The sequence below is a fragment of the Enterococcus sp. AZ067 genome (genome assembly GCF_051715005.1).
GTDB classification, from domain to species: Bacteria; Bacillota; Bacilli; order Lactobacillales; family Enterococcaceae; genus Enterococcus_D; species Enterococcus_D casseliflavus.
Genome location: NZ_JBIOSY010000001.1, coordinates 2,084,436 through 2,103,698, shown reverse-complemented (window position 1 = coordinate 2,103,698; position 19,263 = coordinate 2,084,436). Strand labels below are relative to the sequence as shown.

At 41.9% G+C, this 19,263-nt stretch carries 19 protein-coding genes and 1 riboswitch; of the genes, 15 read left to right on the top strand and 4 right to left on the bottom strand.

What is annotated here, in order from left to right; genetic code table 11:
• The first annotated feature begins 31 nt into the window (after window positions 1-31).
• The 11 genes from ahpC (at window position 32) to dat (ending at window position 12,244) form a co-directional block, all read left to right on the top strand.
• Window positions 32-595, top strand: coding sequence for an alkyl hydroperoxide reductase subunit C (gene ahpC, locus IGI82_RS10025; protein WP_005226227.1), 564 nt, complete (start codon window positions 32-34; stop codon window positions 593-595).
• Window positions 596-604: 9 nt separating this feature from the next.
• Window positions 605-2,134, top strand: coding sequence for an alkyl hydroperoxide reductase subunit F (gene ahpF, locus IGI82_RS10020; RefSeq protein ID WP_438842149.1), 1,530 nt, complete (start codon window positions 605-607; stop codon window positions 2,132-2,134).
• Between the two features lie 348 nt (window positions 2,135-2,482).
• A complete protein-coding gene (locus IGI82_RS10015; protein ID WP_438842148.1) occupies window positions 2,483-4,378 on the top strand; it encodes an endonuclease MutS2 in 1,896 nt (631 codons plus the stop codon).
• A gap of 287 nt (window positions 4,379-4,665) precedes the next feature.
• A riboswitch (M-box (ykoK) riboswitch) is annotated at window positions 4,666-4,841 on the top strand.
• A gap of 126 nt (window positions 4,842-4,967) precedes the next feature.
• Entirely contained in the window at window positions 4,968-6,122 is a 1,155-nt protein-coding gene (locus IGI82_RS10010; RefSeq protein WP_034868647.1) for an FtsW/RodA/SpoVE family cell cycle protein, read from the top strand.
• Window positions 6,100-7,293 (top strand): FtsW/RodA/SpoVE family cell cycle protein, encoded by a 1,194-nt coding sequence (locus IGI82_RS10005; protein ID WP_015509795.1) that lies wholly within the window; start codon window positions 6,100-6,102, stop codon window positions 7,291-7,293. The genes IGI82_RS10010 and IGI82_RS10005 overlap by 23 nt, the downstream gene beginning before the upstream one ends.
• Window positions 7,290-7,943 (top strand): phosphatase PAP2 family protein, encoded by a 654-nt coding sequence (locus tag IGI82_RS10000; protein WP_438842147.1) that lies wholly within the window; start codon window positions 7,290-7,292, stop codon window positions 7,941-7,943. The genes IGI82_RS10005 and IGI82_RS10000 overlap by 4 nt, the downstream gene beginning before the upstream one ends.
• 1 nt (window position 7,944) lies before the next feature.
• Window positions 7,945-8,868: an LCP family glycopolymer transferase gene (locus IGI82_RS09995; protein ID WP_010748438.1), complete on the top strand. Its 924-nt coding sequence runs from the start codon at window positions 7,945-7,947 to the stop codon at window positions 8,866-8,868.
• Between the two features lie 212 nt (window positions 8,869-9,080).
• Window positions 9,081-9,497 carry a GNAT family N-acetyltransferase gene (locus IGI82_RS09990; RefSeq protein WP_087627558.1) on the top strand — a complete coding sequence of 139 codons (417 nt, stop codon included), beginning with the start codon at window positions 9,081-9,083 and terminating at the stop codon, window positions 9,495-9,497.
• Between the two features lie 76 nt (window positions 9,498-9,573).
• Window positions 9,574-10,002: a hypothetical protein gene (locus IGI82_RS09985; protein ID WP_438842146.1), complete on the top strand. Its 429-nt coding sequence runs from the start codon at window positions 9,574-9,576 to the stop codon at window positions 10,000-10,002.
• A 162-nt stretch (window positions 10,003-10,164) separates the two neighbouring features.
• Window positions 10,165-11,265 (top strand): AI-2E family transporter, encoded by a 1,101-nt coding sequence (locus tag IGI82_RS09980; protein WP_010748435.1) that lies wholly within the window; start codon window positions 10,165-10,167, stop codon window positions 11,263-11,265.
• Between the two features lie 121 nt (window positions 11,266-11,386).
• Entirely contained in the window at window positions 11,387-12,244 is an 858-nt protein-coding gene (dat, locus tag IGI82_RS09975) for a D-amino-acid transaminase (RefSeq protein WP_438842145.1), read from the top strand.
• A 96-nt stretch (window positions 12,245-12,340) separates the two neighbouring features.
• Here the strand turns inward: dat and IGI82_RS09970 are convergent, their stop codons facing one another.
• A complete protein-coding gene (locus tag IGI82_RS09970; protein WP_005226215.1) occupies window positions 12,341-12,514 on the bottom strand; it encodes a hypothetical protein in 174 nt (57 codons plus the stop codon).
• On the bottom strand, window positions 12,514-13,179 hold the full coding sequence (locus IGI82_RS09965) for an NAD(P)H-dependent oxidoreductase (protein WP_438842144.1): 666 nt from the start codon (window positions 13,177-13,179) through the stop codon (window positions 12,514-12,516). Before IGI82_RS09965 ends, IGI82_RS09970 begins: the two co-directional genes overlap by 1 nt.
• Window positions 13,180-13,344: 165 nt before the next feature.
• Here IGI82_RS09965 and IGI82_RS09960 point away from each other — a divergent pair, with 165 nt between their 5' ends.
• The 4 genes from IGI82_RS09960 to IGI82_RS09945 all read left to right on the top strand — a co-directional run bounded on the left by IGI82_RS09960 (window position 13,345) and on the right by IGI82_RS09945 (window position 17,341).
• On the top strand, window positions 13,345-13,527 hold the full coding sequence (locus IGI82_RS09960; RefSeq protein ID WP_087627554.1) for a hypothetical protein: 183 nt from the start codon (window positions 13,345-13,347) through the stop codon (window positions 13,525-13,527).
• Window positions 13,528-13,698: 171 nt separating this feature from the next.
• Window positions 13,699-14,484, top strand: coding sequence for a MurR/RpiR family transcriptional regulator (locus IGI82_RS09955; RefSeq protein WP_087627553.1), 786 nt, complete (start codon window positions 13,699-13,701; stop codon window positions 14,482-14,484).
• A gap of 103 nt (window positions 14,485-14,587) precedes the next feature.
• Window positions 14,588-16,150 carry a maltose/glucose-specific PTS transporter subunit IIBC gene (gene malX, locus IGI82_RS09950; RefSeq protein ID WP_438842143.1) on the top strand — a complete coding sequence of 521 codons (1,563 nt, stop codon included), beginning with the start codon at window positions 14,588-14,590 and terminating at the stop codon, window positions 16,148-16,150.
• Window positions 16,151-16,180: 30 nt separating this feature from the next.
• Complete coding sequence (locus IGI82_RS09945) at window positions 16,181-17,341, top strand: MalY/PatB family protein (RefSeq protein ID WP_167821905.1); 1,161 nt, start codon at window positions 16,181-16,183, stop codon at window positions 17,339-17,341.
• A gap of 59 nt (window positions 17,342-17,400) precedes the next feature.
• Here the strand turns inward: IGI82_RS09945 and IGI82_RS09940 are convergent, their stop codons facing one another.
• Together IGI82_RS09940 and IGI82_RS09935 are read right to left on the bottom strand one after the other, a co-directional pair.
• Window positions 17,401-17,571 (bottom strand): hypothetical protein, encoded by a 171-nt coding sequence (locus IGI82_RS09940; RefSeq protein WP_010748430.1) that lies wholly within the window; start codon window positions 17,569-17,571, stop codon window positions 17,401-17,403.
• A gap of 185 nt (window positions 17,572-17,756) precedes the next feature.
• On the bottom strand, window positions 17,757-19,157 hold the full coding sequence (locus IGI82_RS09935) for a C69 family dipeptidase (RefSeq protein ID WP_438842142.1): 1,401 nt from the start codon (window positions 19,155-19,157) through the stop codon (window positions 17,757-17,759).
• Window positions 19,158-19,263 lie beyond the last annotated feature (106 nt).

Below are 19,263 nucleotides of genomic sequence, written 5' to 3'. Positions count from 1 at the left end.
TCAAATAATTATTCTAATTGGAGGAAATGATATGTCATTAATTGGAAAAGAGATTGGTTCATTCGAAGCGAAAGCTTACCACAATGGAAAATTTATCGATGTTTCATCAGAAGATTTTAAAGGAAAATGGAACGTTGTTTGTTTTTACCCTGCAGATTTCTCATTTGTTTGTCCGACAGAGCTTGAAGATTTGCAAGATCAATATGCATCATTAAAAGAATTAGGCGCAGAAGTTTATTCTGTATCAACAGATACTCATTACACTCATAAAGCATGGCATGATCATTCTGATGCCATCAATAAAATCGAATATATCATGATTGCAGATCCTTCTCATGTGATCTCAGAGATCTTTGATGTACTAGATGAAGCTTCTGGGTTGTCTCAACGTGGAACATTCATCATCGATCCAGATGGCGTAGTCCAAACAGTTGAGATCAATGCGGACGGTATCGGTCGTGATGCTAGTGGCTTGATCGATAAAATCCGTGCTGCACAATATGTCCGTACTCATCCAGGTGAAGTATGTCCTGCAAAATGGAAAGAAGGCGAAGAAACTTTAACGCCAAGCTTAGACCTTGTAGGCAAGATTTAGGAGGCTCTCATGGCATTAGATAAGGCAATCAAAGACCAACTGACGCAGTATCTCGCGATGCTAGAATCAGAGGTTGTTTTTGCGGCAACTTTAGGTGAGGATGATTCTTCCACAAAAGTACGTGAATTCTTAGAAGAAATCGCAGAAATGTCGCCAAAAATCACTATCCAAGCTGTAGCAAGTGAACGGACACCAAGCTTTTCGATCAATCGTCCCGGTGAAGAAAGCGGCATCGCTTTTGCTGGTTTACCGTTAGGACATGAGTTCACTTCGTTTATTTTAGCGTTGCTTCAAGTAAGCGGTCGTCCGCCGAAAATTGACGAAGCACTTCAAAAGCGCATCAAAGCGATCGATAAGCCATTACATTTTGAAACCTATGTCAGTTTGACTTGCCATAACTGTCCTGATGTTGTTCAAGCGTTAAATATCATGGCAGTGCTAAATCCTTCCATCAGTCACACCATGATCGAAGGTGGGATGTTCAAAGAAGAAATTGACAAGAAAAAAATTATGGCTGTGCCAACCGTCTTTTTAGACGGTGAAGAATTTGCAAGCGGCCGTCAAACGATCGAACAGTTGTTGGAAAAAGCAGCTGGTCCGACGAGTAAAGATGACTTTGCTGAAAAAGAGCTTTTCGATGTGTTAGTTGTCGGTGGCGGACCTGCAGGCGGAAGCGCAGCGATTTATGCAGCGCGTAAAGGCATCAATACTGGGATGGTCGTCGAAACAATGGGTGGACAAGTAATGGAAACCCTGGGGATCGAAAACATGATCGGTACTCCTTATACCGAAGGACCAAAATTAATGCGTCAGGTAGAAGAGCACATCAACGAATACAATGTAGACGTGATGAAAGGGCAGCGTGCGAAAGATATTCGTCGCAATGATGTCATCGAAGTTGAATTAGAAAATGGTGCAGTATTAAAAACCAAAACGGCCATTTTAGCAACTGGCGCTCGCTGGCGTAACATCAATGTTCCAGGAGAAAAAGAATTCAAAAATAAAGGTGTTGCCTATTGCCCACATTGTGACGGCCCGTTATTTGCTGGGAAAGAGGTTGCTGTCATTGGCGGCGGAAACTCTGGGATCGAAGCAGCGATCGATTTAGCTGGCATGGCAAAACACGTCTATGTTCTTGAATTTTTACCGGAACTAAAAGCGGACCTTGTGCTACAAAACCGTTTGAACACGTTAGAAAATGTGACTGTTATTACGAATGCGGCAACGAAGGAAATTGCTGGATCCGATCATGTCGAACAATTGACCTACGTTGATCGTGAAACGAATGGCGAATTCACATTAGCTGTTGAGGGTGTCTTCATCCTGATTGGCTTGATGCCGAATACCGAATGGTTAAAAGATCGCATCGTTTTAAACGAACGCAATGAGATCGTCGTAGACAAACACGGCGCAACCAATATTGAAGGGGTCTTTGCAGCAGGGGATTGTACCGATAGTGTATACAAGCAGATCATCACTTCAATGGGTTCAGGTGCCACTGCGGCATTAGGTGCCTTTGATCACATGATTCGCTCGTAAGCGCCTTGCATCATTTAAAATCAAAAAACGTCTCAGGGGCTTCTAGGAGCTGCTGAGCGTTTTTTCTTTTTGTAAGGGCAGTTTGGGTGCAGTTGACAGAAGGACAGCTTCTATATTACAATGAAAAAAACTCGTTCAAAAAAGAAAGAGGTATATTGATGAGTGTCGTAGGTATCTAATCAGCCAATTAAAACAAATAAGCAAAAACAGACTGTTTATTTGTTGTGCCTGTAGATACCGATAAAAATCGTTATTGATGAATCAGGTGATGGGAAACTATCGCTTTTTTTGTACACTTTTTTGGACGGGGATCTGATCGGAATCCTCAGGCACAAGAAAGGATAACTCATGAAGATACCTCAAGCAACTGAATTTGAACAAATTAAAGAACAAGTAAGTAAAAAAATAATCAGCGATTACGGCAAGGCGCGCTTTGCGAATGAAAAACCAGCAGCGACGATCCACTCTGCCCAAAAACGAGTGACAGAGACCACTGAAGCGATGGCGCTATTAGCCGCTGGTCGTCAAGTGCCTTTTATGGGGCTGCAGCATGTCTTACACCATACGGAGAAAATTGAAAAAGGGTTTGTTTTGGAACCACAGGAGCTTATCGAATATGGAGACTTTTTACGGTCTTTTCGAATCATCCGTCAATTGTTCGAAAAGAATCAATCGATTGCCCCAAGATTACATCAATATGCACAAGGGTTAGAAGACTTTTCTGAAATCGCCGAAATGATTTTCCAAAAGATTCGCAATGGTCAGGTTGATAGTAATGCCAGCCGAGAATTGCGGAAAATTCGCGGTACGATCGAAAAATATGAAGCTGATCTGAAAAAAGTTTTTGCAAAGTTTTTTAAGGAAAGTCGCTATTTACAAGAAAATCGTGTCATCAAAAAGAACGACCGATATACGTTACCTGTGCGTGCTGAATTTCAACAGCAATTTAACGGAACGATCATCGAACGTTCCAATAAACGAGCGACTGTCTTTATTGAACCGGAGGCAGCTGCCCGTTTAAATGATCGATTGATCTTGGCGCAAGCAGAAGAAACAGCCGCTCAATACCAAGTGTTGTCAGAGTTGACAGGAGCGATCGCCGAACAAATGAACGCCGTGTTTGCCTGTCTTGACATTTTAGTTGTGCTGGATATTATTTTTGCTCGGGGAAAATATTGTCGAGAAATCAATGGGCAGGCGATAACTATGACTGAGGAAGAAGTTTTGCTTTTTGATCAAGTCCGTCATCCTTTGCTGGGGAGTGATGCGGTTCCTCTTTCTTTAAAACTTGGCGAAGAAAATCGCTGCATGGTCATCACGGGTCCAAATGCTGGAGGCAAGACCGTCGTCTTAAAAACCGTTGGACTTGTTTGCGCCATGGCTCATTATGGCTTATTTCCAGCACACAATGGCAAAAGCACTGTTCCGTTTTTAAAAAGTCTTTGGATGGATATTGGCGATCAACAAAGTCTGGAAAATTCTTTAAGTACCTTCTCTGGACACATGTCGAACATTGCTCAGATTATGAAGAATGCTACCCGACACAGTATTGTTTTATTGGATGAAATCGGCAGCGGCACTGAGCCCAATGAAGGGGCTGCTTTGGCGATCGCCATCATGGAATCCATCTATCGCTCAGGAGCTTTAATGATCGCAACAACGCATTATGGTGAAATCAAGCAGTTTGCCGTCGATCATCAAGATTTCGAAACAGCGGCAATGGCTTTTGATGCCAAAACCTTGACACCAAAATATCGTTTGCTGACGAATGCAGTCGGTGATAGTAATGCGTTTTGGATTGCCGAAAAGATGGCGATCCCCGCTGAAGTAGTCCAAACAGCAAAGGAATATTTAAAGCATAAAACCTATTCTTTTGAGAAGCAGCTTTTTGAAAAGGGGAAGAAACAACCCCCTCAACAAGAAGCCAAGATAGATCTTATTTTTCAAAAAGGAGACTTGGTCTTTTCAACAGAACATAACCAGCGCGGACTTTTTTATGAGTATTTGGAACAAGGACAAGCGAAAATTTCAATTGAGAAACACTTTTTTGTTGTTGCCGCACGTCGCTTGCAACTCCTCACAAAGCGAGAGGTGCTCTATCCCGCAGGTTATGATCTTGATCAGCTATTCGTTGAGTTTGCGCAGCGCAAGTTTACTCGAGATATTGAACGAGGATCTAAAAAAGCGCAGAAGCAGTTACGAAAAGCAGCGCAAGAACGGCAAACCAATCGACCCGTGGATTGATAGATTAAGAAAACTTTCAATCGATAGACCAAAATCAAGCAAGCAGTCCTTTTTCAGCACCTAGAAAAAGGACTGCTTTTTTTAAATGTTCGTTTTTTTAATAACGTCCTTTATCGATGCCGTCCCTTTGTTTGGATGATTATTTTGGTTGTTTTTTCTTTATAGAGCAGAAAATATTCGAAATATCTAAATTCTTTAAGAAAAGTTAAAGAAAAATAAAAATAACAGAGAATTGGTTGTATCTTTATTCGAGGAAGGGTACCATTCATATTGGATTGAAAAATAACATATAACCTTGTTAGGTGAGGCTCCTATACAAACACAAGCTATTGCGCAGAAACGTCGAAAGACGCCAATGTGTAAAACAGGAATTGTCGGATTAAGGCTTTTCATAAAATAGCTAAGAGAGCAAATGACTTTCTTTACGTTGTATAGTGCTAAAACTCGGACGATGAGATTGCTGCTAAAGTCTGACGTCCTAAGAGAAGTGAGACTTTTTTGCTTTTCTTTCTGATGGATGACGAAGCTCATAGAGCAAAATAACTGGTACCGTCTGAACACCTACTCCAAGGCAAGAGGAGTGGAAGCAATGATAGAAAAAAAGAAGATCGATTGGCTGCTGATCATAGCTTATTTGCTATTGAGCCTTATCGGTCTTTTAATGATTTATAGTGCAAGTTCATACCGTTTATTAACGAGAGATCAACCACCAGCGTCGCTATTTATCCGTCAATTGGTCTTTTTGTTACTTAGCTGGGTTCTTTTATTCATTATTCAGCGGACGCGAAGAGAGATTTTGCTTAGCAAATACTTAGCGATCGGTCTGCTAGCATTTGGGATCTTTACCTTGCTCTTAGCTCGTTTGCCCTTTTTCGGTGTCTCTGTTAATGGGGCACAACGCTGGGTCTCGATCGCAGGGATTCAATTTCAACCATCAGAGATTGTGAATGTAGGGATGGTCTTGTACCTTGCTCATTACTTTCAAACTGCAAAAACCACCTTGCAGGAAATGAAACGTCCGCTTTTCGTTTTGTTTTTGTGCTGTGTGTTGATCCTGTTTCAACCGAAAATAGCCGGTGTGATGATTTTGCTTTTTTTAGCATTTGTCATGATAACTACGGTACAAGTCCCCGTGAAGCTGACGGCTCTTTTATTTGGTGGCTTAGTGATCAGTCTATTCTTGGCTGCCCTGTTGATCATGTTTTTAGGCGACAATGATTTATTGCCTCATATTTTTATGCACGTATATAACCGAATTCGCCTAGTAGGTGATCCATTCTCCGACCCTTACAATCAGGGGTTCCAAATGATCCATTCTTACTATGCTTTATTTAATGGAGGGCTTACTGGTCTCGGTTTAGGAAACAGTATTACGAAAAAAGGCTTTTTACCAGTTGCGGAAACCGATTTTATTTTTTCCGTTTTAGTAGAAGAGCTTGGCTTGCTTTTCGGGATTTTTGTTATTGGCTTATTATTCGTAATCATCTTACGTTTATTTATTCGTTCCGCAGCTATTGAAAACCCTCAGATTGGGTTGATATTGCTAGGAACAAGTACATTACTTTTGTTGCAAACAAGTATCAATATAGCCAGTATTTTAGGGTTGATGCCGATGACGGGGGTACCGTTACCATTTATCAGCTATGGTGGCTCCAGTTACTTTATTCTTTCATTTGCCTTTAGTATGTGCCTGAAATTAGAGCGAGAGGAGGGCAAACGAAATGAAGTTCCTCAAACGACATGATGCAAACTATGCCTTGCTGCTACCCGTTTTTCTACTTTTTTTGCTAAGCATTTGGGTACAACATCAAGCTTCTGTAATGGATGGCAATGATCCTTCTGGAATCGTTTTTCGACAGATCGTTTTTTGTGTTCTATCCGCCATCGCGCTCTTCGTTACGAGTTTGATCCCAACCAATTTGCTCTTACGCTTTTCGGGTCTTTTGTATGTATTGGCGCTAGGTTTGATGGCTTCTCTTCATTGGTTCTACGATCAAACGATGTTTGAGCAGACTTCTACCAAACGCTGGATCAGAATCGGCGACTTTACCATTCAGCCCTCAGAGTTTATGAAAGTGGCCTTTATGCTTTTTATGGTCTATCTCACCTTAGTATATGAAAAACGAAAAGCCGAACGGACCATTAAATCTGATTTGATCTACGTCACTAAGATCTTGCTTTATAGTATACCGACATTTCTATTGATGTTTATGCAACGGGACTTTGGTACGAGTTTAGTGTTTATTGTGATGTTAGGGGCTTTATTTATTATCTCGGGTGTTCATTGGAAAATTTTGACCGTAGTGATCGGTTTGATCGCAGCCCTCGGCGCTATTTTATTGCTGCTCGTGTTTACGGAATGGGGCAATCGTGTCTTGTTTCGACTTCATTTCTCGCAGTATCAATTAGACCGAGTGCGAGCTTGGGCAGATCCCCTAGCGTACCAAGACTCTATCGCGTTCCAACAAGTTCGCAGTATGTGGGCGATTGGCTCAGGAGGCTTATTGGGAGCGCCTGACACCCATACGACAGTGTACGTTCCGGTTCGTGAATCAGATATGATTTTTACAGTTATTGGTGAAACTTATGGCTTTTTAGGAAGTACTTTAGTGATCTTCTTGTATTTTTATCTCATCTATCAAATCATCTTCGCAGCGTTAAAAACGAATAACAAGGCGTCGGTCTATATCGCCATCACGTACGTTTTTGGCTTAGTCTTTCAGATCTTTGAAAATATCGGAGCGGCGATTGGGTTGCTGCCATTAACGGGAATTCCTCTGCCATTCTTAAGCCAAGGAGGAACCTCGTTGATTGCGATCAGTATTGCGATGGGAATTATTTTCGGGTTAGAAAAATTCCCGACTAAAGCGAAGAAACGATCGTACGCATTAAAAGAAAGTAGGGGATTAACATGAGCAAGACAGCAAAACAAGGGGTGATAGGTGGACTGCTTTGTAGCTGTTTCGCATGGTTGTTTTTCCTTGTAGCATTAGAGCCGCAGTGGTTCCAAACGCTTGATACCCTGTTTTCCCACGTGCCTCAATGGCGGACGGCTACAGTAGAAGCGATTTTTGTTCCGCTTGCTAGCACGGCAACGATCGTCCCGATAGCAGCTATTCATTTTCTATTGGCAGCAATTTTGTTTTTTCGGAAGAAACGGATCGAGAGTTTTTGGTTGATGGGAAATATGATCATAATCAGTGGTGTTGGCCAAGTGATCAAGAAATTCGTTGATCGCCCAAGACCGGAGTTTGCTGACAGTATGGAACGGGCGTCCGCCAGTTTTCCAAGTGGCCATACACTATTAGCGACCACGCTAATTATTTCTCTCCTCTTTTTCTTCGCACAAACAGCGCCTGGCAAAAGAGGCAAACGTCCTATTAGTCAAAAACTAGCTATGTTTTTGGGATTGGTTTATTTACTGCTTATTATGATGAGCCGCTTGCTATTTGGGGTTCACTATCCTAGTGACTTGTTAGCGAGTATCTTGTTGGCAAGTGGAATCAGTTTTATCACATCTGCTTTTGTATTTTCGTTCAAAAAAAGTGTGCGTAGGGGGAAGTAAAATGAGTACAGCGAAAAAACTGATAATTGTCTTCTTAGTACTGTTGATGGGCATCGTATCCGCCGGAACCGCCTATGCTATTAGGGTGTATTTTCAAGTAGAGGATGTCGTGGAGTCTATCCATCGACCGATCGAAGGGCGAGAAGAGGCGGAGGTTATCGAAAACGCCGAGCCCTTAAGTCTTCTCTTGTTAGGGATCGCCAATGACTCTCGTCGCAAAACGGATTACCGGGCAAACACGATCATGGTAGCGACGTTGAATCCTGCTACACGCAAAACGACCCTCACAAGTATTCCTCGAGATGCTTATGTGGAGATCGTTGGGCAAGGCTATCAGGATAAGATCAATCATGCCCATTCATTCGGTGGCGCAAAAATGATGATCGAAACTGTCGAACAATACTTGGATATACCGATTCATCATTATTTCTCCTTAAACATGGATGGGATGGCAGATCTTGTCGATGCGATTGGTGGAATCACGGTTGAAAATGAGTTTGCTTTTACGGCAGAAAAAATCGATTATCCAGAGGGAACGCTCGAATTAGATGGCTGGGAGGCACTTCAATATACTCGTATGCGCAAAGATGACCCCGAAGGTGACTATGGACGCCAACGTCGTCAGCGAGAAGTGACAGAGATTTTGGCGAATGAATTAGTTTCTCTATCAAGCGTGATGCGGATTCAGGATCTGTTAACGATTATTGGGGAAAATGGTGAAACAGATTTAACGTTTTCTCAGATGAGTCAACTATTCACCCAATATCAATCGGCACTCGTTACTGTCGAATCTTACCAAATGGCGGGTACTGGGTTCACTGGCGATGGCTTTAGAGGTGAATACGGTATCTCTTATCAAGAAGTGTCGCCTGAAGAACAACAAGCGACGAGTCAGCGTTTAAAAAGCGAATTAATGCTTGATTAAGTAAGCCTTGGGTTTAATTAGTAACAACACCACTTCCTCTTTGTTCCTCTAGTAAATCGTGATTAGAGTTGACAGCTGCTTTTCCTCAGGATACTCTTTAGTCAAGCAAAGCAATTCGGCTTGAAGGGTAGCAAGAGCCTGTTCGGAGAAGGACTGTTAACTCTTTATTTGTTGCTATATCGTTTGGTTAAAAGTTACAAGGGGGGAAAAGAATGACTATCATCTTTAAAGATCAATTACCAGCGGATTCAAATCAGATACTCGCTTTGTATAAATGTGTTGGTTGGGTCGCCTATACGAAAGAGCCAGAGCGACTATTAAAAGGCCTAGCTCAGTCGCAGGTGATCACTGCCTATGTTGAAGAGCAGCTAGTCGGACTTATTCGATGTATAACCGATGGACAAACTATTCTTTATATTCAGGATCTGTTAGTAGCGCCAGCGTTCCAACGTCAAAAAATTGGCCAGCGATTGCTCAAAAAAATGCTGGCGAGATATCCATCGATTCGACAAAAGGTTTTGATCACGGACAACACAGAGAAAACGCGCCGATTTTATGAGTCTTGCGGCTTTTCCTCTGTAGAAACGCAGCAAATTGCAGCATTCATTTATTCACCTAAAAACGAGTAAATAGCCAGAAACCCGATCGCTAGTTGAAAATGGTCAATTTATTAACGGTTTTATGTTTGATGAAGGAGTGGGAGAAATGAAGCTGCGATTTGCGTTATTTGTGTTAAGTTTAGTGATTGGTGTTGGCGCATGTGGAGGAAGCATGCTGGCGTTTATGAGTATTGAGCCATTATGGAAAGGACAGTCATTTGCTGGGTTGGAATCGTCCATGCTCCAAGGAACGCCATTTACAACATTTTTGATTCCCGGGGTGTTTTTGCTAATTGTGTTAGGACTGGGCAATTTATTGGCAGCTATCCGATTGTGGCGCAATCAAGGGTATCATGGCGAATTGCTTTTAGGCATCTGTTTAATTATCTGGATCATTGTTCAAGTGATTTTATTAAGGGGCGGGAATGTTTTGCATCTGATTTTCTTAGTGTTAGGTTTACTCCAGCTCGGTGTGGCAGCTTACTGTATCAAACACTTGCAACTCTCGGTTCCTTTTTCTGCTCATCAAAATTGATTTTGCAGAAGGGTTTTATTGGTAAAATAATTAAATTACTCAAAAGTTTCCTATGAAAAACGTGGATTTTTGAAAAAATATTCGCAAAAGGATCATCCGCTTAAAAAATTATGATAAACTGAAAGAAGTGAACGTATTTTCTAGAATCAGGAGGATCAATTATTGGAGTTTCTTAAAAAATCAAAAATTTTTGCAGGTCTGGTGATCGTCTGCCTTTTAGGGATCGCCGTCTGGATCTATTCAAATATACTGTTTGTTTTTCGACCATTAGAAGCAATCTTTTCTAGTGTCTTTTTACCAGTACTGATATCCATTTTTATTTTTTATATCTTTTTGCCTTTCTTTAATTGGGTAAAAAGAAGGACGAAAAAGAAAAGCATTGCGCTGTATGCGACACTGTTGTTGATCGTTTTTGCAGCCTATTTGATCATTCAGGTGATTGGACCCGCACTAGCCTATGAGATGGGACGCTTTATCAATCAAATACCCGTTATCATCAATTTGGTGATCGATAACATCGATCATTCCTATTTGGAGGAACTTTTCGGTCCTTTCATTGATTCGATCGATATTTCGCAAGCGAGCAATTTCGCTTTGCAGTTTATTACCGGGGCAACGAATAGTCTGACGAGTTTGATCTCCATCGTTTCTCACTCAGCGATCGTTTTGTTTACGATCCCACTGCTCTTAGTCTATATGTTTAAAGACGGTGAGAAAGTGCCAGACTTTTTAGCAAACAAAACACCGAAAAAGTATCAAGGTTTGATGCGTCAATTATGCAGTGATTTCCACCAAGCAGCGTCTGCTTATATTGGCGGGAAATTGCTTGTATGTTCGTACGTTGCCGTTTCCAGTTATTTGATTTTTTCTTTGCTAGGTTTGCAGAATGCGTTGCTTTTAGGCCTGATTTGTGGTGTCTTGGATATCATCCCATACTTCGGACCATTTATCGGAGCGGCACCCGCATTTCTATTTGCTTTAAGTTTAGATATCCGGACTGCCATTTTATTGGTAGTGGGCATCACGATCATTCAATTGGGTGAATCGTATCTAGTTTCACCTCTAGTAATGAATAAAGTGTTGCATATCCATCCGATTATTGCGGTGTTCTTATTATTGATCGCCGGCAACTTGCTGGGATTTGTTGGTATGATCGTTGCACTTCCAGTGTATTCGATCATTATGGCGATGTCTGGCACGCTACTCCGTTTTTTCCAGGAACGCAAACTAGAACGTTCTGTGATCGATAAGGAGTCATTGTAACAATAAAACTTGCTGTTGAAGAAATCTTCATCAGCAAGTTTTTTGTTTTAGATGACACATAGCACGGTACAAAGACTCATGCTATACTGATTGAAACGAAAACGACGATAGGAGTGAGGAAATGAAGGTTTTGTGGAATGATCAGATCGTTGATCGAGAGGTAGTGAGAATTGATATCGAAGACCGTGGCTATCAGTATGGTGATGGGATCTATGAAGTTATCCGAATATATAATGGCCACTGTTTTATGTTAGCGGAGCATATGGCTCGATTGGAAAGCAGTGCACAAAAAATTAAGCTAACGTTACCCTATTCGATTCCCCAATTGACTGAAAACCTAAAGTTACTCATTAAGACTGAAGGAATCACAGAAGGAGAAATCTATCTTCAGATCACCCGAGGAATCGCTTCTCCGAGAAATCACGAGTTTCCACCAGCTGGATCGGTCAAAGGGGTGGTGACGGCAAATGTGATCCCCTTTGAACGACCAGATGAAATGCAGCAAGCAGGGCTTTCGGCAACCGTTCTTCCTGATGAACGCTGGTTGCATTGTGATATCAAATCATTGAGTTTGTTAGGGAATCTTTTGGCGCTGGATCAAGCGATCGAAGCTGGCTTCGATGATGCGATACTGCAACGAGATGGCTTTTTTACAGAAGCATCTGCATCCAATCTCTGGTTTGTCATTGATGGGATCGTCTATACTCATCCGGATGGGCGTTTGGTGTTACCGGGGATCACGAAATTGAAGGTCCTTCAGTTGTGTCGCCAATTAGAAATTCCCTATCGAGAAGAACCCGTCCCGATTGAGGCACTACGCGACACGCAAGAGTGTTTCTTGACCAACTCAGTTTGGGAAATCGTTCCGATCGTTGCCATTGATGGGAAACCCGTTGGCACTGGCGTATTGGGTTCAATCACGAAACAATTGCAAGCAGCGTATATCGCTGCCACAAAGAATAAAAGCGATTCATTGTGATTATGCAATAGAAACCACCTGAAAAAGCTTTGGCAACACCCAGTATTTTTAAGGCTGGGTGGGACCAAAGCTTTTTCTTGCGTTGAAAATTATTCCTTACCATTCACTAGGGTTCCACAACTTCCCGTCAAGTTCTCCTTGTTTCAATTCGATGCGGGTTTCTTGCTGCTGCAACAACTGTCCCAGCTCTTGCAAAAATGCTTTTTCATGGTAATCAGTGGTTTCTTGAATGGATTGTTCTATCAGCGGTGTTAGCCAATCATGCCCCATCAAAGCACCTCCAATTCAGCTAAAGCATCTTCTAATTCGGTCAATGTTTCATGGTTTTCCTGCAACAGGGATAGCAAAGGAGCAAGCTGCGGTTTTTCAGAAACCAAATGTGCCAGTTTCTCAGCAAACCATTGTTGCTTTTGGTCAAACGTAAAGGGAGCGGGCATCGATAATAATTGCTGATAGGCAATGACAAAGGCACGCTTTTCTTTTTCCGTTTTATACATCAGTTGGTCAAGGACAACGATGGGTAACACGGTCATTTGGTGTTTTTTTGCCATCAGTACGAGTGGATGCAAAATTTCGTTAAAGGTCGTATTTTCTCGACCGCCTAACTGAAATTCTTTGGCAGCAACACCAGTAGAAACGGCAAAACTGATTTCTTTTCCCACCAAAGCAGGCGCGCAATTTTCCCAAACCGTATCGATCCAAGCTTTCATTTTTGCTGGAACACTGTACCAATATAAGGGGAATTGTAAAACCAAACGGTCACAGTTTTGCAGCAGCGCCTGTTCATCGGCAAGGGAAAAGTCAGAAAAATCATCAAGAAAGTGTATGATGACATTAGGAAGTTTGGCACTTTCACTGAAAAAACGTTGGGAAAGAGAGTTGTGGAAATCTGGGTGGCTAGCCACCACTAAGGTTTTTATCATGAGATTGATCATCCTTTCCTACTACATGTACCATATTTTACCAGAAAGGGAAACTAGTCTGCTTTGCTTTTCGTAGTGTTGGTCCTCTTTTAGTTTGATTTAAGGTACCTCGTCTATATTCATTGATAAGGAAGTGTCAGTAACGACTTACACGTGAAGGAAATGGGGGAATAGAGGATGGAATCAAATGATCCCTTGATCAAAGGTCTAGCAAATGTAGTAATGTTCGCCGCCAATACAATGGAATATGTCGAAAATAAACTTGCCAGTTGCCGACAACGAATATCTGGAAAGCAACCCTCAAAAGAAAGTGACTATGGCAATGGGCAAGAGTTTACAGAATTGACTGCGCAAAAATGATAGATAGAGAGAAAATAGAAGAAGTGGCTCACCTTTTACCTGGTGAGTCACTTTTTTGCTGTCAAGTTCTTCATCATCAGTTGGTACTTTTCTTGATGGAAGGTATAATGAGTAAATGAAGCATAGTGGAGAGGAGAAGAATAAAGAAACAGTAGAGAGGAGAAGCAGGTGATGAACCATTTATACAAACGAATCCAATACAAAATCCCTGAGCTAAACCGAGTAGAACGAACCGTCCTTAACTATTGTTTGAGAGCGCCTGAGAAAGTTTCGGAAATGACGGCCGATGAGTTAGCTTCTCAAACCTATACTAGTCAAGCAACGATCAGTCGAATGGCGAAAAAGCTTGGCTTTACGGGTTTTCAAGAATTCAAATTTTCATTGAAAAGTTATCAAAGCCTTGAAAGAAACGAGTCTGCTACCCAAGCCTCTCTTGGCTTATCCCCACTGATCAAGCAAATGATTGACCAGCTGACGACATCCTTATCAATGATTGAAGAAGCTGACTTTCAGCGTGCCGTGGAAATGCTGCAGCAAGCACAACGAATCGAATTTTTCGCTTTAGGGCAAAGTGCGCCGGTCGCATTATCTGCAAGTCGAAAATTGCGCTTTTTAGGCAAAACAGTGGGTGCATCAACGGATTGGGATGAATTGACAACCATCGCGAACCAACTATCAAAAAATGATTTAGCTCTTTTTATTAGTCATAGTGGAGAAACGATCGGGATGCTAAATTATGCTACTCGTTTGAAACAAAGAGGCGTGCCGATTTTAGCCTGTATTGGTCAACCAAAAAGCACGTTAGAAAAGCTTGCCACCTTCTCTTTTCCTGTTGAAATGACAGCGATTTATCATCATGAAGTCGATTTGAGCCCGCGGATCTCCTTAGCGGCGTTACTGGATATTTTAATTATTCAATACGCCAATCAAATCGAAGCAGGACTTGATCCTGAATGACCATTCCATTTTGTGAATGGTCATTCTTCTTTGGGGAACTGTATTGTAAGCCTTATTGATATCGTTTACATTTTAAGAGATAAAAGTGTTAGGAGGAAATGATATGAAAAAAGGAAAGAAAGCAAGCTGGATGGAAATTTTTCAAGGACTTGGGAAAACATTTATGTTGCCAGTCGCTTTACTCGCATTCATGGGTTTATTTTTAGGGATTGGTAGTTCATTTTCATCTTCTTCAACGATCGACGTTTTCCCATTTTTAGGTGCCCCTTGGCTCCAAGTGGTTTTTCGTTTCATGTCAACGATCGGTGGGTTTGCCTTTAGTTACTTACCCGTCATGTTTGCGATGGCGATTCCTTTAGGTCTAGCAAGAAAAGAGAAGGGAGTTGCGGCATTCTCAGGCTTTGTGGGCTATGTCGTGATGCATTTATCCATCAATTTTTATTTACAAGAAACGAATCAATTAGCTGCTGCAGATCAACTACGAGAAGCAGGGCAAGAGATCGTTTTTGGCATTCAAACATTATCAATGGGTGTTCTAGGAGGTATTATCGCAGGATTGATCGTTTATAAATTGCATATGCGCTTCTACCATTTTCAATTGCCAGACAGTTTTGCATTCTTTTCAGGAGCACGTTTTGTTCCAATCATCACCTCGCTTACTTTAGCTATGGTCGGGGTGATCATTCCGATGATTTGGCCGTTGTTTGCTATGATCATCACAGGAATCGGACATTTGATCCAACAAGCTGGTCCTTTCGGTCCGTTCTTATTTGGTTCAGGTGAGCGCTTGTTACTGCCATTTGGATTACACCATATTTTGGTTTCCATGATTCGCTTTACCGAAGCCGGGGGAAGTCAGCTGATCGATGGTCAGCAAGTCTTTGGGGCGTTGAATATTTTTTATGCGGAATTACAAAACGGCTTGAGCATCTCACCAAGTGCAACTGCGTTCTTGTCTCAAGGGAAGATGCCAACCTTCATGTTTGGCTTACCGGCAGCAGCATTAGCTATGTACCACACGGCAAAACCTGAGAATCGTTCAAAAATAAAAGGTTTATTGATTTCAGGCGTCATTGCAACTTTTGTGACAGGAATTACTGAACCAATCGAATTTTTATTCTTATTCATCAGCCCTTTATTATGGATTTTTCATGTCATCATGACAGGTGCTGGATTTATGGTAATGAGTCTATTAGGTGTCACGATTGGAAATACCGATGGGGGCGTGCTTGATTTTCTTATCTTTGGCGTGATGCAAGGCGCATATACAAAATGGTGGCTCGTTCTGATTGTAGGAGCTTGCTGGTTTGCCCTTTATTACTTTGTCTTTAAAACAGTAATCCTTCGCAAGAACTTGAAGACACCTGGTAGAGAAGAGAACAGTGATCAAACGAATGAGTTGGAAGAGGAAATGACCTATTCTGGAAAGAGTGGCTACGATGCCCATGGTATTTTGGCAGCATTAGGGGGAGCAAGCAATATTGATTCTTTAGACAATTGCATTACACGGCTACGCCTCGTTCTAAACGATGGTACATTGGTTGATGATGAACGGCTGAAAAAACTAGGTGCGCTTGGGGTCGTTCACTTAGATGATACTAACGTGCAAGTAATCATTGGAACGAAAGTAACAACAGTCAGAAATCAACTTGATGCGATTCTTTAGCAAAATTGTCAAGTAGTAGGAGTGAAGAAAATGTTTTTTGATGAACCAATCAATCGTAAAGGAACCCAGTGTACTCAATGGGATTATGTTGAAGACCGTTTTGGTGAAAAAAACTTGTTGCCATTTACGATTTCCGATACGGATTTCAAGGTGCCAGCTGCAGTTGAAGCGGCACTTATCAAGCGGATGCAGCACCCGGTTTTTGGGTATACACGTTGGAATCATAATGAATTCAAGCAAGCGGTCTGCAAATGGTATTCTGAACGTTTTAACAGCATGATCAAAAGCGATTGGCTGGTCTACAGTCCTTCCGTTATGTATAGCGTTAAACAGCTCGTCACCCTACTCAGTGAACCAGGAGATGGGATCATTATTCAGACGCCAGCGTATGATGCGTTTTATAAAATGATCAAAGAGAACAAAAGAAAAATCGTACCTAATGCACTCATCTATGATGCTAAGTCGTATCGCATTGATTTCGAAGAGCTAACAAGATTGATGGCACAGCCTGAAAATAAAGTTCTTCTCCTCTGTAGTCCTCATAACCCAACTGGGAGAGTCTGGCAAAAGGATGAGTTGCAACGAATCATCGAATTGGCGAAAACCCATGATGTATTTATCATCTCTGATGAGATCCATATGGATATTGTAAGGAAAGGACAAAGGCATCAACCGATCATTGATTTGTTGCAAGAAAATGTAGCCCTTGTTACTTCGGGAAGTAAAACATTTAATTTCCCAGGGTTGATTTATTCTTATGGAATCATTCCTGATCCCAAGTTGCGTGAGCGCTTCTTAACTCAGTTAAAAGAAGCCGATGGGTTGAGCTCCACCAGTATTTTTGGCATGACCGCAACGATTGCTGCCTACGATAATGAAAGTAAGTGGGTGGATCAGCTCAATGACTATCTTGATGGTAACATTGCTTATGTGATCGCTTATTTACAGGAACATCACCCAGAACTCGTGGTCACGAAAAGCGAAGCCACGTATCTTATGTGGATTGATTGTACAGCACTGGGTTTAACGATGGCGGAATTGCAGCAACGAATGATTCGAAAGGGGAAAGTCGCGATTATGTCAGGAGAGATCTATGGGAAAGAGGGGAGAAATTTTTTGCGCCTAAACATTGGCTGTTCGCGAGAAAAACTCATTGATGGCTTGAAGCGATTCACATTGAGTTTGACATAAAAAAGAACCCACTGAGCAATCAGAAAGATCCTGTATTCTTTCTGATCGCCAGTGGTTTTTTAGTCTTTCGTCGTGCGGGGAGTCATTGCAGTAGTAACGGGGATTGGTTCAACGACATGGAAATAACCTTCTTTGTCTTGAATGATCAGCATATCTTGCTGACTCTTGCTCTTGATGATCTCACCTTTAACAATTTCGTTGGTGACAGTCCGATAAATGCTTGTAGTCATGTTCATTCCTCCCAACGGTTTTTACCAATTGATCTTCAATAGGGGGACTAGTACAAATCAATTGCTTGATTTGTACCAGCAAGGAAAAAGAAAACGAATTGGTATCTTTAGTATAGGAGAGCAATGTTTAGATTGCTGCAATTCCATGTAAAGTTTTTGTTAATCCTTTTATTTTCAGCGATTGACTAATCGGCTAAAGAAAAACGCAAGGCCATTTTATTACTGCCAGACTCCACCATTTTTCCTAGTAACGTTGTTGCATTTTTTAAATACAGTTCGGCCATCTCAGCGTTGGCTTCTTCAAGCAGACGAGTAGGCTGCTTGTCAACGGAAGCTTTACGATCAGTTTCTTGTTGGATGCGGCGACAAGCCGCCATCGTTTCCATTTCAAAACGGTTGGCAAGATCACTATAGCGATCGTAGTCGCTGTCTCCAATCAACGCCAAGGTGCGTCCTAACCAATAGCTATTTGATGGATCGTAGGTCTTTGTCGTATCACAATAGCTAAGTGGGGTCTTAGTGATAGCTGCATAAAAGGGCACAACGCCATTGAAGGTATTGGGGCCAAAGGCAAGCCAATGAATGCCAGCGATTGCTGCGGGCACGTGGTTGCGGATCTGTAAAATATGGACTTGCTGGTTGCGATTGAGAGCAATCGATCGGAATTGTGTTTTTTGTGTCTCGCTCCCTGTACCGTAAGGGTCAAATGGCGTATTTTGGAAGTGGGAGCTCAATGCCCATTTTACATCTTCCACGGATAGCTTTTGTTTTGGGTAGCATACAAACGGGAGCTCTTGATCGATCGGTTCAGCGGCTGTTCCGCTAAAGTGTTTTTGAATGTACCATGCCCGCGGGTTATTGTAACGGGTATCTTTTTCTGAGGAGCTGCCAAAAATATGGCGTAGATTAATGCCTTCAAAATCAGGATTTAATTGATAGTCTTCAATCAACTGTTCGAGATCCTGCGAACACAACGTCATTTCTGAGGCGAAATCGAAGTGATCAATGTTTAAGCGATTTGGTGCCACGACATAGGCATCATCTGGTATGCGAACAGCTGCCCAGTGATGTCCACCGATGGTTTCCATATACCAGATTTCCTCGGCATCAGAAAAAGCGATCCCGTTGGCTTCATAGGTCCCATAGGTTTCTAAGAGTTCCCCTAAGCGTAAAACACCTTCTTTAGCGGAATGGATGTAAGGCAGTACGATGCTGACGAAATCAGCTTCCCCGATACCATCTTCCACATATGGATCAATAGCCAAAACGCGTGAATTGGTTGTGATCGTTTCTGTTGCAGTCATGGCGATATTTTCTTCATTGATTCCTGAAGCTGCCCAAACTCCTTGCGATTCATCTGCTTCAGGGGTTGAAGTATAGCGTAATGATTTTGCTGGCAAACTGATTCGACAGTCGCTTAAAACGGCGTAAAATTCATTTCCTTGCTGTTCTGGAGTGATGACGACGAATTTTTGCGGTTCCGAACCGCTTCCAGAATCTTCATTGCGGGCAATCATGGTCGAGCCGTCGATCGATGCTTTTTTTCCTACTAGTAAAGTGGTACAGGACGCTTTTTTTCTATCCATCTTTCCAACACTCCTTCATTTCTTCTTACGAATGATTGAAGCTAGTATACCCATAGTCTCATGGTTTTACAATGCTTTCTATAGAGAGGAACAAAAAAATTTCGCC

Excerpts from the sequence above, each read along its gene's own strand:
- ahpC (WP_005226227.1), top strand. The coding sequence starts at position 32 with ATGTCATTAATTGGAAAAGAGATTGGTTCATTCGAAGCGAAAGCTTAC.
- ahpF (WP_438842149.1), top strand. The coding sequence starts at position 605 with ATGGCATTAGATAAGGCAATCAAAGACCAACTGACGCAGTATCTCGCG.
- IGI82_RS10015 (WP_438842148.1), top strand. The coding sequence starts at position 2,483 with ATGAAGATACCTCAAGCAACTGAATTTGAACAAATTAAAGAACAAGTA.
- IGI82_RS10010 (WP_034868647.1), top strand. The coding sequence starts at position 4,968 with ATGATAGAAAAAAAGAAGATCGATTGGCTGCTGATCATAGCTTATTTG.
- IGI82_RS10005 (WP_015509795.1), top strand. The coding sequence starts at position 6,100 with ATGAAGTTCCTCAAACGACATGATGCAAACTATGCCTTGCTGCTACCC.
- IGI82_RS10000 (WP_438842147.1), top strand. The coding sequence starts at position 7,290 with ATGAGCAAGACAGCAAAACAAGGGGTGATAGGTGGACTGCTTTGTAGC.
- IGI82_RS09995 (WP_010748438.1), top strand. The coding sequence starts at position 7,945 with ATGAGTACAGCGAAAAAACTGATAATTGTCTTCTTAGTACTGTTGATG.
- IGI82_RS09990 (WP_087627558.1), top strand. The coding sequence starts at position 9,081 with ATGACTATCATCTTTAAAGATCAATTACCAGCGGATTCAAATCAGATA.
- IGI82_RS09985 (WP_438842146.1), top strand. The coding sequence starts at position 9,574 with ATGAAGCTGCGATTTGCGTTATTTGTGTTAAGTTTAGTGATTGGTGTT.
- dat (WP_438842145.1), top strand. The coding sequence starts at position 11,387 with ATGAAGGTTTTGTGGAATGATCAGATCGTTGATCGAGAGGTAGTGAGA.
- IGI82_RS09970 (WP_005226215.1), bottom strand. The coding sequence starts at position 12,514 with ATGGGGCATGATTGGCTAACACCGCTGATAGAACAATCCATTCAAGAA.
- IGI82_RS09965 (WP_438842144.1), bottom strand. The coding sequence starts at position 13,179 with ATGATCAATCTCATGATAAAAACCTTAGTGGTGGCTAGCCACCCAGAT.
- IGI82_RS09960 (WP_087627554.1), top strand. The coding sequence starts at position 13,345 with ATGGAATCAAATGATCCCTTGATCAAAGGTCTAGCAAATGTAGTAATG.
- IGI82_RS09955 (WP_087627553.1), top strand. The coding sequence starts at position 13,699 with ATGAACCATTTATACAAACGAATCCAATACAAAATCCCTGAGCTAAAC.
- malX (WP_438842143.1), top strand. The coding sequence starts at position 14,588 with ATGAAAAAAGGAAAGAAAGCAAGCTGGATGGAAATTTTTCAAGGACTT.
- IGI82_RS09945 (WP_167821905.1), top strand. The coding sequence starts at position 16,181 with ATGTTTTTTGATGAACCAATCAATCGTAAAGGAACCCAGTGTACTCAA.
- IGI82_RS09940 (WP_010748430.1), bottom strand. The coding sequence starts at position 17,571 with ATGACTACAAGCATTTATCGGACTGTCACCAACGAAATTGTTAAAGGT.
- IGI82_RS09935 (WP_438842142.1), bottom strand. The coding sequence starts at position 19,157 with ATGGATAGAAAAAAAGCGTCCTGTACCACTTTACTAGTAGGAAAAAAA.